17 protein-coding genes are annotated in these 16,525 nt (G+C 68.8%); 6 read left to right on the top strand and 11 right to left on the bottom strand.

Annotated elements, in window-relative coordinates; all coding sequences use genetic code 11:
* Positions 1–34 precede the first annotated feature (34 nt).
* Complete coding sequence (locus BHS09_RS16410) at positions 35–1,228, top strand: type II CAAX endopeptidase family protein (protein ID WP_237080384.1); 1,194 nt, start codon at positions 35–37, stop codon at positions 1,226–1,228.
* Positions 1,229–1,244: 16 nt separating this feature from the next.
* Here the strand turns inward: BHS09_RS16410 and BHS09_RS16405 are convergent, their stop codons facing one another.
* The 3 genes from BHS09_RS16405 to BHS09_RS16395 form a co-directional block, all read right to left on the bottom strand.
* Entirely contained in the window at positions 1,245–1,460 is a 216-nt protein-coding gene (locus BHS09_RS16405; RefSeq protein WP_140798334.1) for a DUF5818 domain-containing protein, read from the bottom strand.
* Positions 1,457–3,250: a S8 family serine peptidase gene (locus BHS09_RS16400; RefSeq protein ID WP_140798333.1), complete on the bottom strand. Its 1,794-nt coding sequence runs from the start codon at positions 3,248–3,250 to the stop codon at positions 1,457–1,459. The genes BHS09_RS16405 and BHS09_RS16400 overlap by 4 nt, the downstream gene beginning before the upstream one ends.
* Positions 3,251–3,412: 162 nt before the next feature.
* Entirely contained in the window at positions 3,413–4,045 is a 633-nt protein-coding gene (locus tag BHS09_RS16395) for an alpha/beta hydrolase (RefSeq protein WP_140791150.1), read from the bottom strand.
* Positions 4,046–4,206: 161 nt separating this feature from the next.
* Between BHS09_RS16395 and BHS09_RS16390 the strand changes: the two genes are divergently transcribed.
* Positions 4,207–5,157: a hypothetical protein gene (locus BHS09_RS16390; protein ID WP_140791148.1), complete on the top strand. Its 951-nt coding sequence runs from the start codon at positions 4,207–4,209 to the stop codon at positions 5,155–5,157.
* A gap of 90 nt (positions 5,158–5,247) precedes the next feature.
* Here BHS09_RS16390 and BHS09_RS16385 read toward each other — a convergent pair whose 3' ends face one another.
* The 3 genes from BHS09_RS16385 to BHS09_RS16375 are packed head-to-tail and all read right to left on the bottom strand — an operon-like array spanning position 5,248 to position 8,418.
* The gene (locus BHS09_RS16385; protein ID WP_140791146.1) at positions 5,248–6,444 is read right to left on the bottom strand and encodes a class I SAM-dependent rRNA methyltransferase; all 1,197 of its coding nucleotides are present in this window, start codon (positions 6,442–6,444) and stop codon (positions 5,248–5,250) included.
* Between the two features lie 4 nt (positions 6,445–6,448).
* Entirely contained in the window at positions 6,449–7,279 is an 831-nt protein-coding gene (locus BHS09_RS16380; RefSeq protein ID WP_174260552.1) for an HAD-IIB family hydrolase, read from the bottom strand.
* Positions 7,279–8,418, bottom strand: coding sequence for a hypothetical protein (locus BHS09_RS16375; protein WP_140791142.1), 1,140 nt, complete (start codon positions 8,416–8,418; stop codon positions 7,279–7,281). The genes BHS09_RS16380 and BHS09_RS16375 overlap by 1 nt, the downstream gene beginning before the upstream one ends.
* Before the next feature lie 43 nt (positions 8,419–8,461).
* Here BHS09_RS16375 and BHS09_RS16370 point away from each other — a divergent pair, with 43 nt between their 5' ends.
* From BHS09_RS16370 to BHS09_RS16355, 4 genes are all read left to right on the top strand, one after another.
* The gene (locus BHS09_RS16370) at positions 8,462–9,442 is read left to right on the top strand and encodes a magnesium transporter CorA family protein (RefSeq protein ID WP_140798331.1); all 981 of its coding nucleotides are present in this window, start codon (positions 8,462–8,464) and stop codon (positions 9,440–9,442) included.
* A gap of 22 nt (positions 9,443–9,464) precedes the next feature.
* A complete protein-coding gene (locus tag BHS09_RS16365; protein ID WP_140791138.1) occupies positions 9,465–10,262 on the top strand; it encodes an alpha/beta fold hydrolase in 798 nt (265 codons plus the stop codon).
* A gap of 85 nt (positions 10,263–10,347) precedes the next feature.
* Positions 10,348–10,590 (top strand): carboxymuconolactone decarboxylase family protein, encoded by a 243-nt coding sequence (locus BHS09_RS16360; RefSeq protein ID WP_216609412.1) that lies wholly within the window; start codon positions 10,348–10,350, stop codon positions 10,588–10,590.
* Positions 10,591–10,638: 48 nt separating this feature from the next.
* A complete protein-coding gene (locus BHS09_RS16355; RefSeq protein ID WP_237080383.1) occupies positions 10,639–10,956 on the top strand; it encodes a carboxymuconolactone decarboxylase family protein in 318 nt (105 codons plus the stop codon).
* Between the two features lie 17 nt (positions 10,957–10,973).
* On the opposite strand, the gene BHS09_RS16350 is transcribed toward BHS09_RS16355, so the two are convergent.
* The 5 genes from BHS09_RS16350 to BHS09_RS16330 all read right to left on the bottom strand — a co-directional run bounded on the left by BHS09_RS16350 (position 10,974) and on the right by BHS09_RS16330 (position 16,476).
* Positions 10,974–12,143, bottom strand: a complete 1,170-nt coding sequence (locus BHS09_RS16350; RefSeq protein ID WP_140798330.1) for an ARPP-2 domain-containing protein — start codon at positions 12,141–12,143, stop codon at positions 10,974–10,976.
* Positions 12,140–13,639 carry a hypothetical protein gene (locus BHS09_RS16345; protein WP_140798329.1) on the bottom strand — a complete coding sequence of 500 codons (1,500 nt, stop codon included), beginning with the start codon at positions 13,637–13,639 and terminating at the stop codon, positions 12,140–12,142. The genes BHS09_RS16350 and BHS09_RS16345 overlap by 4 nt, the downstream gene beginning before the upstream one ends.
* Positions 13,640–13,824: 185 nt before the next feature.
* A complete protein-coding gene (locus tag BHS09_RS16340) occupies positions 13,825–14,202 on the bottom strand; it encodes a hypothetical protein (protein ID WP_237078337.1) in 378 nt (125 codons plus the stop codon).
* 36 nt (positions 14,203–14,238) lie between these two features.
* Positions 14,239–15,243, bottom strand: a complete 1,005-nt coding sequence (locus BHS09_RS16335; RefSeq protein ID WP_140798328.1) for a dipeptidase — start codon at positions 15,241–15,243, stop codon at positions 14,239–14,241.
* Between the two features lie 99 nt (positions 15,244–15,342).
* Positions 15,343–16,476, bottom strand: coding sequence for a serine/threonine-protein kinase (locus tag BHS09_RS16330; RefSeq protein ID WP_140798327.1), 1,134 nt, complete (start codon positions 16,474–16,476; stop codon positions 15,343–15,345).
* Positions 16,477–16,525 lie beyond the last annotated feature (49 nt).

The following is a 16,525-nucleotide window of genomic DNA, read 5'->3' as shown; positions in this document are numbered from 1 at the left end:
AGGTTCGAACAGGATAGAAATAGGAGAAAGCCCGTTGGAAGACGCCACCCCCAGCGACGTTGCGCCCCCTCCACCGGGGCCGCCCTCTGGCACCCGCTTCAGCACGAGCCCCAAATGGCTCGCGGTGGTGAGCGCCGCGCTTGCACTCGGCGCGTTCATCCTCGTGGGCGGCACCGTCCAGCTCGCGAACCCAGCCTTCGGCATCTGGTTCACCGAGCTGGTCGTGTTCCTGGGCCTGGGCTGGGTGATGCTGCGCAACGCGGGCTGGCGCCCTGTCCTCTACACGGGGCTGCTGCCAGCGCCGCGAGCGGCCACCGTCTTCGGCTTCCTCCTGGGCGTGGCGAACTTCTTCGCGGTGGTGGTCCCCATCCAGTTCCTGGCCCAGTCGGTGGCGCCGGAGTGGCTGACGCGGATGTTCGACAGCTCGAAGCTGTTCGCGGATCAGACGCCGCTGGAGCTGGCCATCATCCTCACGGGTGTGACGGTGGCCGCGCCCTTCTGCGAGGAGTTCTTCTTCCGCGGCATCTTCCAGCGAGGCCTCACCCCACCGGCACCCGCGCCCACCACCGCGCCCCTGGTCATCTCCGCCGTGGTGTTCAGCGCCTTTCACCTGGACCCGGTGGGATTCCTGGCTCGCACGGAACTGGGCCTGCTCTTCGGGTGGCTCTACCTGCGCACCGGCTCGCTGTGGCCCGCCATTGGCGCCCACGCGGCCAACAACCTGGTGTCCTCGGTGCTCTTCCTGTCCGCCAAGGCACTGGGCACGGATGCCTCCGAAGCGACGTCTGAAGCGACAGACCCCCGCCTGGTGCTCGTGCTCGCCGCGGCGGGCTGGGCGGGCATGAGCGCCCTGCTCTCCTACGCGCGGCGGCAGCCTGGCGTCTGGGGTCCCGGCGCACGCGCCAGCGACGAGGAGGCCCAGGAGCCCGGCCCCACGCCTTCCCTGGTGCGACTGCTGCTGCCCTGGGTGGTGGGGGCCACGGTGTCACTGGGCCTGCTGGTGGCCGTGGACTCGCGAGGGTTGGCCCTCAACTTCTACGACGCGCAGCACCCGCTTCCGACGCTGGAGTCCCCCGAGGCCCCCGCGCTGCATGCGGAGCGCAAGGCGTTGAGCGCGCTCCGCGCCTCGGCGCGCCGAGGGGAGCTACCCATGGAGGCCTACTACGAGGAGCGGGAGCGGCAGATTCGCGCGCACCGCATCCAAACCGGGCCAGGGCTGAAGCCCTGACCCGCGACGTGCCGCTTCAGACGAAGCGGTACGTGCTGACGTGGAAGATGGGGCCCACCATGGCGCTGGTGAGCGTGTCCCCGTCCACGCTGCCTTCGGCTTCGATGCGCTGACCGTCCTTCTTCAGCTTCCGGTCCCCGCCAGCGAGCTGGTACGTGGTGCCGTCGTCGCCCTCCAGCACCCAGACGCCCGTTTCGATGTCACGGAAGACGACGCGGCCAGTGAGCTTCATGCGTCCTCCTTCTGGAGCATCGCGCGGGCGATGACGAGGCAGATGACGGTGTTGAAGCCCAGCCACGGCTTGGCGAGGAACGCGAAGGGCAGCCACGCCAGCGCCGGCGCCCCGGCCCAGGCCGTGTAGGCCAGGAAGCCCGCGAAGCCGAGCGCCAGGCCCCCCATGGCCGACCGCAGCCCACGCCACTTGATGGCCGGCAGCGACAGGAGCAGCGGGATGAGCGCGCTGTAGAACAGCGGGTTCACCGTCCGGCCCCGGCCGAAGATGATGCGCTCCCAGTCCGGCAGGGGCAGCGACGCCACCTGCACCACGTCCCCCGCGGCCCCCTCAGCGCCCCCGAACCAGCCGCGCAGGAAGAAGGCACCTACCGTGGACAGCAACAACGGGATGAGGAAGGCGGGCCGCACCAGCACGTTGAGGTAGCCCGGCCGCGCACGGCCGCGCAGCGTCAGCAGCACGAACGCCAGCAGCGCCAGCGCCCAGTACAGCGGCGGCCACTGCGCCGAGCCCCCGCCGCGCAGCGACGCGAGCGACGCCTCCGCGTTGAGCAGGCCGTGGCCGTACTGCTCGCTCCACGCCTGGTCCGCCGACTTCTTCGCGCCCGCGTAGAGGGCCTGCTCGACCTCGTCCGGCCCCTTGGCGCCGGCCGCGTAGAGCATCGCCGCCACGGCCGCGACGTGCGGCGTGGCCATGCTGGTGCCCTGGTATGACGCGTAGACGAAGCGTGAGACATCGCGCGGGTCCAGGGTGTTCTGGAGGATGCCCCCCTGGTCGCCCCGGCGCTTGTCGCCACCCGGCGCGGCGATATCCAGCTCCTTGCCGTAGGAGGAGTACGGCGCCAGCATTCCGTCCGGCCCCACGGCCGACACCGCCACCGCGCCCGGGTAGGCCGCGGGGAACTCCACCGTCGCCCGCCCGCCATTGCCAGCCGCGGCCACCACGGTGACGCCCTTCTTGCGCGCATACTCCACCGCGCTGGCCATCACCTGCGAGTACGCCCCGCCGCCCAGGGACAGGTTGATGACGTTCGCGCCCTTGTCCGCCGCGAAGCGGATGGCGTCCGCGATGTCCGCCGTGTTCCCGCCACCGAAGTGGTTGAGCACCTTGACGGGCATCAGCGTCGCCTCGAAGGCCACGCCCGCCACGCCTTCGCCATTGTTGGTGGCCTGGGCGATGGTGCCCGCCACGTGCGTGCCGTGCCCGTGGTCGTCGTTGGCGTGCTCATCGTCGTTGACGAAGTCGAAGCCCTTCACGAACTTCACGCCCTTGAGGTCCGGTGCGTGCTTGAAGTCGCCGTGGTCCTCGTACGCGATGCCGGTGTCCAGCACCGCCACCACCACGCCCTTGCCCCGGTTTCGCTCCCAGGCCTTGGGCATGTCGATCATCCGCAGGTTCCACTGCTGCGCGAAGTGCGGGTCGTTCGGCGTGAAGCTGGCGCGGACCTCCATCAGTGGCTCGGCGGCCTCCACGGCTGGATGCTGGCGGATGCGCTCGAGCACCCCGTCCACGTCGTCCACGCCCACCGCCACCGTGAGGGCCTCGTCGGCGCTCTCCACGGAGTTGAGCTCCAGGTCGACGCCCCAGTCGGCCTCCCAGGCGTCGAACTCCGCCTTCGTCGTGCCGTCCTTGAAGTCCACGACGATGGCGCTCGCCACCACGTCCCGGGCATCGAGCGTCCGCAGATTCGCGGGGGGAGGCGTGTCCTGCTCACGAGAAGCGGACGCACAGGCGGCCGTCAGCGTCAGGGCCAGCGCCGCGCCACCCAGGGTCCATCGCACCTTCCGCATCAGGCCACTCCTTGAGAAACGAAACACGCGTCTGGAAGACCCCTACGAACGAACGTCGCAACGATTGGGTCTGCACCGACAGTCTGGATGTCCCCTCTCCCTGCGTGCAAGGGCGGCAAGGAGGAGAAACGTGATGAAATACGATGGTTTGCGCTACATCGGTCATCCGCCGGAGAGCCGCCGCAGCCAGGCCGCGACAGCTCGGCCGACCTGAGGAAGGTTCCGCTGGAAGGTAGGTCCGGCATCGTCGATGACCTCTAAGTCGCCTCCTGCCCGAGCGACAGCGGCGGAGACGGCGGCCCGAGGCAACCGGGAGTCCTCCTCGCCCTGTACCACCAGCAGCGGGCATGTCACTCGGGACAGGACTTCCGGCGCCACCAGGGCCGGGGCCACCAGACACAGGCCTCCCACGGCGGGGTGCTTCGCCTGGAGCGCCAGGGCCACCTGGGCGCCCCCGTGGAGTGACGCCACCGCCAGCGCGTTGACCCCTGCGTTCTCCAGCAGCATCCGCATGGCGGCCTCCGCGTCCGCCAGCAACTCCAAGTCCCTGCCCCGCTTGCCCTGGCTGGCCCCCACCCCCCGGTGGTTGAAGCGCAGCGTCGGAAAACCCGCGTTCGCCGCCGCCCAGACGAGCTCCGCCGCGATGACGTGATCCATGCCGCCCCCCTCGTCCGGCCGGGGCGGAATCACGAGCAGCGGCGGCGCCCGGCTTCCCCGATGCGTGGTGCCCTCCATGACCTCCGAGCCCACCGGCACCAGCGTCGCACGTTCGAGGAACTGACCTTTCTGGACCATTGCCCCACCTTAACCCCTCCCCCCTTGCGCACCCGCCCACACGCACCATCCGACAGAAACCCACACACGATTTCACGCAAAATCTTCGCCAGCAGGAAACTTCCAGGTGGATTCGAGGACAATGCGGAAACACCCCCAGATTCCGCAGGAGCCCCCACCCCATGAGCACCATCCAGCGCGGACGGAACAGCATCGCGCAGACCTCTCGCAGCACTGCCGACCGCGTTCGTGGAAGTGGCTCACCTGCCACCAACACCGTGCAGCCTCCCGTGACGGGTGGCGCCGCTCAGCGCGGCGTCGTGGTGGATGGCTTCGACAGCCGCTCCGCGCAGACGCAAGCCGTCGGTGGCGTCTTCACCGCGCCCGCGGGCTCCAAGGACAAGGTCTTCGACGGCAAGCTGGTGGGCGCTGGCGGCCAGACGTTCGAGCCGAACACGCCGCTCAACCAGGTGCCCGCCTTCGTTCCTGCGAACAACCCGAACGCCACGGCGACGGTCGTCTACGTCAACGGCATCAGCACCAACAAGGACGGCCAGGCGCGCGAGCTGCAGGCCCTCGCGAACAGCACCGGCATGCGCGCCATCGGCGTGCACAACGCCACGTCCGGCATGATTGCGGACGTCATCCAGGCCGCGAAGGACAAGCTGAACAAGGGCAAGAATCCCGCGGTCGACTCGCTGTCGGACATCGTCTACTCCGAGCTGAAGGCGGGCCGTGACATCCACCTGGTGGGCTACAGCCACGGCGGCCTCATCACCTCGCGCGCGCTGAAGGATGTCGGCAACCGGCTGCGCATCGAAGATGGGATGTCCAAGGCGCAGGTGGAGCAGTTGCTCAGCCGCGTCAACGTGGAGACCTTCGGCGCGGCGGCGACCACCTACCCGGACGGCCCCAACTACGTGCACTACGTCAACAACAAGGACCCGGTGCCCGTCATCTTCGGCCAGGGCAGCAAGGGCTGGACGCCGGGTGACCTGTTCCGCGACGCTGGCAAGGGCGCGCAGGTGCACCACTTCTCAGAGAAGGGAATGTTCAGCGGCGCCCACTCGCTGACGGAGACGTACCTGAACCACCGCGTCCCGTTCGAAGAGGGCCGAGCCGGCAACTTCTGAGGCACCCTTCCCTACCGGGAAACAGCGGAGGCCACGAGGTGATGAACCTCGTGGCCTCTTGCGTTTCAGCGCGCGCTTCTCGTCGGCGGGCTACACGGACTGCAGCACGTAGAACTTGAGGTACTTCCCCTCCGGGAACTGCAGGCGCACCGGGTGGTCCGGCGGCTGGTAGCGCTCCTCGACGAGCGCCAGGTCCACGCCCGCCTTGAAACCCGCCTCGCGCACCGCGCCCATGAAGTCCTCCGGGCTCACGCGCGCCGAGCACGACGCAGTGGCCAACAGCCCGCCCGGCCGGAGGATGCCCAGCGCCTGCCGGTTGAGGGACGCGTACCCGTCGATGGCCGCCTGCACCGCGCGCTGAGTCTTCGCGAAGGCGGGCGGGTCCAGGATGATGAGGTCGAAGGTGCGGCCCTCGTCCTTGAAGGACTGGATGATCTTGAAGACGTCCGCCGCCAGGAAGTCGTGCTTCTCCGCGGCGATGCCGTTGCGCGTGAAGTTCTCCCGGGCCAGGGCGATGGCGTCCGGATCCTGATCCACGGAGAAGACGCTGTTGGCCCCGCCCAGCGCCGCGTTGACGGAGAAGCCGCCGCTGAAGCTGAAGCAGTTGAGCACGTCGCGGCCCTTGCCCAGCCGCCGGATGAGGTAGCGGTTCTCCCGCTGGTCGAGGAAGAAGCCCGTCTTCTGCCCCTTCCAGGCGTCCACCAGGAAGGTGGCCCCGCGCTCGCGGATGGGAATCAGCTCCGGGGCCTCGTGGCCGTAGAGCATCTTCCCGGAGCCGCGGCCCTCGTCCTCGTCGACGTCGTCGCGGCCGACCTCATCACGGCCGATGATGCCCTTGAGCCCGGGCACGCCGGCCTTCAGCGCCTCGATGAGGAGCGGCCGGTACGGCGTGAGGCCCGCGGAGTACAGCTTCATCACCGCCCAGCCCGCGTACAGGTCCACCACCACGCCCGGCAGGCCGTCGCCCTCGCCATGAATCAGGCGGTAGCTGTCCGTGTCGGTGAGGTCGATGAGGGCCGTGCGCTCGGACAGGGCCTGACGCACCCGCCGGGTGATGAAGCCCGCATCCACGGTGTCGCGCGAGTCGCGCGTGAGCACGCGCACGGCGATGGCCGAGTGCGGGTCGTAATACCCGCGCGCCACGAACTTCCCGTTCTCCGTCAGGTCCACCACGCTGCCGGCCGGAATCTTCGGCACGTGCTCCAGCGCCTTGCGGAACACCCACGGGTGCCCCGCGCGCAGGTGGCGCCCCAGTCCGCGCGCCAGCTCCAGCTTCACGACATTCACGGTGTCACTCCTCACGGGCCGCGCCGCGGCCCCTCCGGGCCAGGATGGCGCGAGCCAGTTCCTCGAAGCCCCGCCCCTCGGGCGCCCGGGTGATGAAAGCAGGTGGCGCCTCGATGCGGTCCAGGACGGCCCGCACGTTGGCCACGCCCACGCCCAGTCCAAAGGCGGCGAACATCGGGGCGTCGTTGAAAGAATCCCCCGCGTATACATAACGGCCGTCACGTGGGTCCAGCCGTTCGCCCCACGCCGCCCGCGAGAAGCGCCGCGTGGCGCTCAGCTTGTCGAAGCGGCCCAGCCAGCAGTTGATGTGGACCGACGAGCGCACGGCCGTCACGCCTCGCGCAACCAACAGGGACTCGATGCGGTCCGCCCCCGCGTCCCCCAGGCGGGCCTCCTCGTTGTAGTCCACCGCCAGGTCCACTTCCGTGTACGCGCTGTCCATGGACAGCCGCGCGCCGGGCACCTTCTTGAGCACCCGGGCCACCTCGGACTGGAGCCTCCGCCGGTTCGCCACCCGCTCCGCCGGCGCCTCCGCGTAGACCTTCCGCAGCCGGCCATGCGCGCCCTTCAGGAAGAACAGGCCACCGTTCTCCACGATGACGCCGTCCACGGGGAGCTGCCGCGCCCAGGCCTCTCCCCAGCCCGCCGGGCGGCCACTCACCAGCACCACGCGCAGGCCCGCGGACGACAGGCGCTCCAGCGCCCGCACCGTGTCCGAGCGCAGCTTGTGGCCCGTGGTCAGCGTGCCATCCACGTCGGTGAAGATGCCCTCCACGCGGGACAGGTCGGACTCGCGAAGCGGGCGCGGAACTCGCGCCTTCAGGAGCGCCTTCATCACATCACGTCCAGACCGGCGAGCAGGCCCTGGAAGGTGACGATGGTGGACCGCAGCTCGTCGGGCGGGAGCTGGCCCACCTGGAGTTTGCGCGCCTTGCGCAGGAAGGCATCCAGCTCCGTCGCACGGCCGTAGAGGGACTGGCCGCTGCCGGCCGCCTCGGCCAGGGCCCGGGCCGCGCCCGCGGGGTCAGAGCCCACCAGCGACATGGCGCGCTCCAGCCGGACGCCACACGACGCCCACACCTCGCGGTCATGGATGATGAGCAGCTGTCGCTGGTTCACCGCGGACAGGCCTTGGACGAAGGTGTCCAGGGCCTCCACCACCGTCACCAACTCCGCGCGGGACGGGTTCGGGAGGATGGCCAGGCGGCCGACCTCGGCGCGCATCTCCACGATGTGCCGCTTGTCCTGCGCGCGCAGATTCCGGTACGCGGCCGTGCGCCCGAAGGCGTCCATTTCCGTCTGGAGCTGCTGGGCGTTCCACTGCACGTCCTGCGCCTCCGCATCGCGGACCTTCTTCAGGCGCGCGGTGAGGATGCGGCCCAGGTCGGCGGTGATGGCGCGGACCGTCACCGCGGCCTTCACCTCCGCCGCGTAGCCCGGCACCACCTGGGCCCGCGTCACCTCGCCCAGGAGGCTCGCGGACTCGAACACCAGGTTGCTCATCTGCTCGCGGAAGCGCGCGCGGATGCGCTGAATCTCCGCCAGCAGCGTCCACCGGTCGCTCACGACCGACGGATTGCGCATGGCCTCGCCCAGTTGGGTGATGCCCTGGGCAATCTGGCTCATCGCATCCTGGAGGATGCCGACGGGGGCCTGCGCGCTCGCGCCGCCCGGGGACGGCACGGGGAACTCTTCCCGGATGACGTTCAGCAGGCCGTTGACGTCCATCACCGTGTCACGGATGACGGGCGCCATCTCTTCCCACAAGGAGAGGTCCGGCGAGGAATCCACGACGGGCGTTTCGTACCGCACCAGGTCGAGGTCGCTCAGCCGGGAGATGGCGTGCGCGGTGGCGACGTACACCTTGCGCAGGCGGCCGGCGAACGCCGGATCCGGATGGGACTGGAGGATTTCTTCGAGCCTCGCGGACAGCGAGGCCTGGGGGGTCTCAGCGGCTTCAGACACGGGTGTCACACTCTAGCGCTCGACTTCCGCGCGGGGGAGTTCTAGCACTCGCATGCGGGCCATGCCGCTGGCTTGGGAGCGCTACGGGATGATTCAGGTCTGTCTTGTGAAGGACGGTCAACTTCTCACCGGTGGTGAAGAGCTGCTGGGCGAGGACGGCCGGAAGTGGATCGACGTCCTGCATCCGACCGAGGAGGTGTTGGCCCGGCTGGCCGCGCGGTTCGGTCTGCACAAGCTGGCCGTGGAGGACTGCCTCCACCTGGACCAGCGGCCCAAGCTGGAGGAATACCCCAACCACCAGTTCGTCGTACTCCAGGGATTCACCGTCACGGGCAAGGACATCTGCGAACTGACGCTGCACGAGCACCACTTCTTCCTGGCGAAGGACTGGCTTATCAGCGTCCACGAGCTCCCCTTCGCTGGCCACGACACCGTGGTGCGCCGCGTGAAGGACGACCCGCAGGCGACGCTCATCCGCGGGACGGACTTCGTCTTCTACATGCTCGCGGACACCTTGGTGGATGCGCAGTTCCCCATCCTCGACGCGTTCAGCGATGAGCTCGAGGACCTGGAGATCGCCATCTTCGACAAGCCGGAGAAGTCCCACCTGCAACGCATCTTCGCCATGAAGCGGATGCTGGTGACGTTCCGGCGAGTGCTGTCGCCCCAGCGCGACGTGGTGGGCTTGCTGTCCCGGCGAGGCATCCCCCACGTCCACGAGAAGACGACGCTCTACTTCCGTGACGTGTACGACCATCTGGTGCGGCTGTACGAGCAGATTGATGCCGGGCGCGACATCATCGGCAACGTGATTGACGGCTACCTGTCCATGGTGGCGAACAAAACGAACGATATCTCCAAGCAGCTCACCATCTTCGCCACCATCTTCCTGCCGCTGTCCTGCATCGTCGGATTCTTCGGGCAGAACTTCGACCGGCTCTACACGAACGGCGCTTGGTACCTGATGTGGGCGTCGATTCTCGCGCTGCCGGTGGGGATGATCTTCTGGTTCAAGCACAAAGAGTGGCTCTGACATTTTCGCGAGGAGAGGAAACATGCTGACCGTCGCCGTGGATGGCGTCCCCCTGCACTACCGGGACGAGGGCAAGGGCCCGCCCGTGCTGCTGCTGCATGCGTTTCCGCTGAATGGCAGCACATTCGACAAACAGGTGAAGGCGCTGTCGGGGCGCTACCGCTTCATCATCCCGGACATCCGAGGCTTCGGTGAGAGCGCGCTGGGCGACGGCCCCACGGAGATGTCCCGCATCGCGCGTGACGCGCTGGCGCTGCTGGACGCGCTGAAGCTGGACACCGTGGTGGTGGGTGGCGTGTCCATGGGGGGCTACGCCGCCATGGCCCTGCTGCGCGAGGATGCGGGCCGCGTCAGCGGGCTGGTGTTGATGGATACGCAGGCCACCGCGGACGACGCGGAGGGCAAGGCGCGCCGGGAGACCTCCGCGACCCAGGCGCTGGAGGCCGGCGTGGAGCCCATCATCCAGGCCATGCTTCCCAAGATGGTGGCCGCGGGACCGGACTCACCGGTGGCCCAGGAAGTGGCGGCACTGATGCGCGCGGCCTCGCCCGCGAGCGTCGCGGCCGCGCTGCGCGGCATGGCCCTGCGTCCGGACAGCAAGGACATGCTGGCGCGGTACGCGGGCCCGGCACTGGTCGTCGTGGGCGAGCACGACGCCCTCACCCCGCTGGCCAAGGCGAAGGAAATCGCCGGACTGATCTCCGGAGCGAAGCTGGAGGTCATTCCGGATGCGGGGCACCTGGCCAACCAGGAACAGCCCGATCGGGTCAACGCCGTGCTGGATGCCTTCCTGACGTCGCTTCAGGGGCCCAGCGCCTGAGCGAAGGCTGGTGGCACGCCGTGGCCCATGCGAGCATGCGGGCTGGACATTCCAGCCCGCTGCCGCCGAGGGTGCCGTGGACCGCATGCATCTGAAGGACGTCGAGGACCGCGAATCCGATGGCCACTACGGCCGGCTGATTCGCATGGCCCGAGAGGTGGGCTCTCCCGTCCCGCAGATCTGGCACCTGTTCGCGTACAAGCCGCGATTGGGCGAGGCCCTGTCCCGCTTCACCCATGAAGTCATGCGGGGACCTTCCCCGCTGTCGCCCGGACTGAGAGAGCTGATTGCCGCGTACACATCGCGCGGCAACCAATGCTTGTTTTGAACGGGCTCTCACGCCGCGGTCGCGGCGGAACTGCTGGGCAATCCCGACATGGTGAAAGCAGTCTTGGAGGACGTGGCGACAGCCCCCATCTCCGAGGCCGAGAAGACGCTCTTTGCCTTCGTGGACACCCTCAACCACCGTGCGGCGCAGGTGGGACGGGAGGACATCGCACGCTTGAAGGACGCCGGGTGGACGGACGAAGCCCTCTTCGACACCGTGACGGTGTGCGCGCTCTTCAACTTCTACAATCGATGGATTGACGGCACCGGCGTGCAGGACATGCCCGCGGAGATGTATCAGCGCAGCGGGCAGCGGATGGCCGCCACAGGCTATGCGCCGCCGCCGCCCGCGAAGCCCGAGGAGTAACACCGCCGCGCGAGAACTCAGCGGCGAGGCTTCCGCTGGGCGGCTTCGAGGACGGAGTCCTTGAGGAGATAGCCGAATCCGGCGTTTCGCAGGCGGAGGGACAGGTCGCTGGCCGTGGTGCGCAGACGCTCCGCCGTGTCCTCCAGATGCCATTCGCACTGGGCAAGCTGTGACAAGAGGTAAGCCCGGCGCGTCTGGGCCGCCGACAAGCGATACGTCTTGAGGTACTCCAGGGTGCCGTCCGTACCGACGATGGCCTCGCCGATGTGGTTCTCCTCTGCCGGGTCCAGCGAGGTGTGGAAGCGCTGGAGGAGAAAACCGCCCGCCTTGTAGACAGGGGTGGACGACAGGCTGGCACCGAAGAGGCTCCCGGCCATGAAACCGTGGAAGTCGGCCCAGTCCTGGCGCATGCGGTGCACCTCGTTGCGCAAGTCCTCCAAGCTGGACACCCGAGCGTCATCCAGGGTGAGCCCCAATTCGGGCGCGTCCCCCAGGAATCCGTACTGGAGCAGCAGGTCGCAATAGAAGTCCTCCACCAATGTCCTGTGGAGCGCGCGGTAGTCATCCGGGTGCGCGACGACGAAGGCCGACAGCAACACGTCCGCGTTGAACAGCAGCAGACCCACCTGCCGCGGATGGATTTCGAAGGTGCGCAGCGCCCCATCCAGCATTGGCGATGCCCACCCAGGGACCGAGCTCTCGGAGCGAGGGGCCAGGCCTCGCGAGAGGCCCTCGCGTGAATACTCGGCCCAGGCAATCTCCGGCCCGCCGAACTGCAAGGACAGGAAGCCCTCCATGGCCAGATGCAACGGGAGCATCCGAAGCTGGCGGCGGTCCTCACGGTGCACCATCCGGTGCAGCAGCCGGATGGAGAAGGGGCCAGCCCTCAGGCTCTTCCCATCCACGGCTTGCAGCTGCGTTCCATAGACGGCTTCCGCCTGACGGTTTCCCCACGTCATGACCAGGCCGTGAGGAACATACGAGATGTACTTGAGGCCTGGCTCCTTCAGCCCACCCTTCACCGAGACGACCGCGGCCACGTCGTCGTACGTCCGCAAGGTCATGCGGAGGTCGCCACGCACCTCGTCCCTCAAGACTGGCACCAACCGGATGCCACCGCAGACCTGAGACGGAGCCAACCGCAGGCCCGCGGGCTCCAGCCGTTGAATGAGCCGTGCGTCCGTCATGATTCGCCCTCCTCCGCCGGCGGCGCATCCTGACGGCGCCCCTCGTCATGGCCCTGCCGGCCCCCGGCGTCCCGCTGCAACATCGCGCCCACGCGCGACGCGAGGTAGGCCTCCAGCTCAGAGAGCGACGCCACCCCCTCCGCGAAGCGCGCGAAGCCCAGCACCGTGGGCAAGTCCTCCGCGTCCCGGACCCCCACCGTGGGCACGGCCGCACCGAAGGAACGGGGGGCATACCCCTCCGAATCGAACACCGGATTGACATGAACCAGCGCCGTGTGGCGCTCCGGGTCGAGCTTCGAGCGGAACACGCGTGTCAGCTCGGCCACCGCCTTGGGCGGATCATTGTCGTAGCCGTCGGAGACGATGACCACCAGGTCGGCGCCCCAGGCCAACGCCTCCAACAGCGGCGTGGCGATGTCCGTCTGCCCTCGTGCACTGACGAGCAGCGGTTCCTCCACCGGGCACGTCCACCACGCGCGGTACTCCCGGGCGGCAGCGGACAGCAGGTAGTGCGTGGCCAGTGCCACACCGAGAGGACGGCGGCGCTTCTCCAGCGACCCGGACGACGAATAGCTGTTGTCCAGAATCGCGGCCACCCGCTGCAACGGCGACGGGGCCCTGCGCAGGACGCGGGCCGCGGCCTGCTCCAGCGCGGCGTGCAGCTCCGCGTGGCGCTCCCGGCGAACCTCCAGCGACAGGGCCAGGACATACAGCGCCAACTTCGTCAGGGATGCCCGCCCCAGGTCCACCGGGGGCGGAGTCCCGCGCTCGCGCGCCGCGGATTCTTGCAGGCGCAGGCGCTCCGCCGCCGTGAGGCGCGGCTCGATGCGCCGGAGGAACACCTCGCGGGAGATGCCGTGCTTCACCGCCAGGCCCTCCGCCACCGTGTAGGGCAGCTCGTACAGAGCCTCGTGGGTGTAGTGCGCGCGGCGAAAGGTCTCCAGCAAGGGCTGGGTGAAGGAGCGCTTCTTCCAGCCACGGAAGAGGAACGGCCCCAGCTCTCCCTCCAGCTTCAGGTGTCCGTGGGACACGGCGGCGCGCAGCTTGGAGCGGTACTTCACGGCGTCGAAGGCCAGGTTGGCGCGACCGTGCACGTAGTCCCGAACAATCGCCCGCGCCCGGCGATTGTTGATGCGCCGGCCGCGCAGGGACTCCAGGACACGGAAGGCCCGCTGGGGCGGCAGGGCGCGCAGCGCGGCGGCGATGAGCGCGCCCTCCTCCGCCTTGTCCCGGGCATCCGCTGGGCTGCCACTGGCGAGCAGGTTGAGGATGATCTGCGCTTGATTGAAGTGGTTGATGCCCGCCGCGAGCGTTCGCGCGTAGAGCCGGCGGTAGTTGCCCAGGATGTACTGGTGCAGGAACTCGATGGAGACGGACTGGCCGCGCGCGTCGCCGTAGAACTCCCGCTGCCCCGTGCAGGAGAAGCAGGCGTTGACGAACATCACCAGGTCTTCGCGGGCGACCTGTTCGACGCGGACTTCCGCCAGTGCGGCCATCGTGTGCACGTCCTCCCCGGGCGCCCGGGCTTGGGAAAGGAAGCGCCGCTCGGGGAAGAGTGAAACGACCGCGGGTCAGGCTCCAAAGGCTTGAATCGGAAGTCGCATCGGAGTCCCGCGAGCGGCGCGCCGAGGCTACCACACGATTCGAGGCGAGGGGACTGACACCCCGGCCAGCGCCAACCTCAGGGCTGGCACGTCACCTGGCTGTTCTCCACGGTGCAGGCGGAGCAGGTGGCCGTCTCCATCAACACGCCCTGGCGGCACTCCAACACGGCCTGGCCGTCCGCGCGGCACAGCCCCGTGCCCTCGGCGCTGGAGGCACAGGCGTCCCCCGCGACGTTGTTGGACGTATCACACCGCACGGCCTCCGACGACTCACGGCACCCCAACGGGCCCCGGCAGGGCAACTCACGCCAGGTGCCGCCCCGGCACTCCAGCGCCAGCACCCGCTCCTGACAGACGAAGCCGCCTCCGTCGCAGTCGCCTCCCGCGCTCGGGCCACAACCAGCGAGGAGCAGAGAGCCAATCAACGGGACGAGTGCAAGAAGTGAGCGGTTCATGGGCACCAGCCAATATTTCGAGCGTCCCGCCGCCGGTCAACCACCCAGTGTCTCCTGGAAGAAACGACGGAAGTTTCCACCCATGACGCGTTCCACCCAGGACGGTGGATGGCGGCGCAACAGCGCCTCGGTGAGCAAAGGCAACCCGGTGACATCCTTCATGCCACGAGGAAGCGGCACCATTCCATCGTAGTCGGAGCCCAACCCCACCCCGCCCTCCCCCATGACGCCCACGGCGTGCTCGATGTGCCGGACCACGTCATCCACGGTGTCACCGCCCAGATAGACGGGGGCGAAGATGATGCCCACCACCCCGCCCCGGTCCGCGATGAAGCGCAGGGATTCGTCGGAGAGGTTGCGCCAGCCGCCGCCCGCCGCGCGAACGCCCGTGTGCGAGCAGAAGAACCGGACCGAGGGGTGGGTGAAGAGGTCCTTGAGGGTGGACTCCGAGGCATGCGCCACATCCACGCTCATGCCCAGCCGGGCCATCTCCTCCATGACATCCCGGCCCAGCGGTGTGAGGCCCCGGTTGCCCATCATCGGGAAGGAAGAGCCGCCCAGGTCGTTGTTGGACAGGTGGGTGAGGCCCATGAAGCGCACCCCACCCTGGTGAAGCTCCGTCAGGCGCGCCACCTGGCCTTCGATGGCGTGCCCCCCTTCCACGCCCAGCACCGCGGACAGCCGCCCCTGCGCGAGGTTGTCCTCCAGCATGGCGCCGGTGGTGGTGATGCGGGCGGCATCCCCGGAGCGCGCACAGAAGGATGCCATCTGTTCAATCTGCCAGAGCGCCCGGGTCCACTCGCTCGCCCGGGCCTCCCGGGGCCACCCACGCCACGCTGCGAACACCGGGAAGCCTCCGATGAAGGGGAAGCCCCGGGTGACGATGGTGAAGCACTGCAGCTTCACCCCCGCCTCCCGCAGGCGGGGGAAGTCCACATGGCCCTCTTCAGAGCGTGCACACAGGTCGCGGTTCCACATGAGGGAATCCGCATGGCCGTCCGCGATGCACCACCGCTGGTGGAACTCTTTCACGTCACCCATGCGCGCAAGTCTGCCCACCCGCGTGCGCGAAACAAGCACCACCCGTGTCCCAGTGCTCACTCAAGGTCCCTGCCCCGACCCCTTTGCCTCCGCCGTCCCTCAAGGCCCCGACCCGGATGTCGTGCGCGGCGGGGCCTCCGGACGCTCGGAGTCCTCCCAGCGCAGCACATCCGCCATCTGCCGGCGGCAGCGGGCGTCGCGGCGGACCTGGGTGGCCTCCCGCGCGGCTTCGGTCGGTCCGTAGGCATACCCCTGACCGGCCAACACGGCGCGCAGGGCGTCCGCCAGTTCCTGCCCGGACTGGAAGCGCTCTGAAGGCTCCCGGCGCAAGAGCCGGCCGAGGATGGCCCGCATGGCCGGGGACAATCCCTGGGTGGCGCGTTCCACATGCGCCGGAGCCAGACACGCCATGCGCGCGGCCATCAAGGGCGCGGGCAGCCAGCTGGGCACCTCCGCCAGCAGCACCTCCGCGTCAGGCAGCGGCCCCGCGGCAAGCGCGGCCCGCTCCACGTCCTCCAGATCCAACAGGTGCAAGCCGGTGAGCACCTCGAGCAGCACCACCCCCAGGGAGAAAAGGTCGGCGCGGCCGTCCAGCGGCTTTCGCGCCAGCGCTTCCGGTGAGGCATAGGCCAGGTCGCCCCGGACGACATGGGTCTCCGTGACGATGCGCCCCGGCAGCTTCGCCCAGGCCATGGCGAAGTCAGACAGCTTCACATGGCCCCGCGCGTCCAGACGCAGGCTCCGCGGCGACACATCCCGGTGGACGATGCCCAACGGACGGCCCCGGGCATCTTCCAGCGCATGGGCATGGTGCAGCGCATCCGCCACTTCCGCGCCCACGTAGGCGGCGAACGCTTCTGAGAAGGGCCGACGCCGCAGGGCCGCGTAGCTGATGAGCGTCTCCAGCGACTTTCCGTCTACGTGCTCCATGACCAGATGGGGCAATCCTTCATGCACCCGCACCAGGAACACCTGCACGATGGCCGGGTGGCTGAGCCGCATCAGCAGCTTGACCTCTTCGCGCAGGCGCGCGCGCCCCTGCGCGTCGCCGACGTCCTGCAAACGTTTGATGAGCACGAGGTCGCCGGGGACGCCCGCATAGTGCCGCCGGGCGAGCAGCAGCTCTCCGGAGCCCCGTGCCCCGAGGTAGCGGATCAACTCATACGCCGTGGCCCCGGTTGTGAAGAGGATGAACGGCTTTGAAGCGGGTGGCTCTGGGGGGTGAGTGGACATCTCGGGTGATGCCTCCTGGGCAGGAAGTCCTCCCCTGGGTTGGGAAGGC

The sequence above is a fragment of the Myxococcus xanthus genome (assembly GCF_006402735.1).
GTDB lineage: Bacteria > Myxococcota > Myxococcia > Myxococcales > Myxococcaceae > Myxococcus > Myxococcus xanthus_A.
This window is presented reverse-complemented; position numbering and strand designations above follow the sequence as displayed.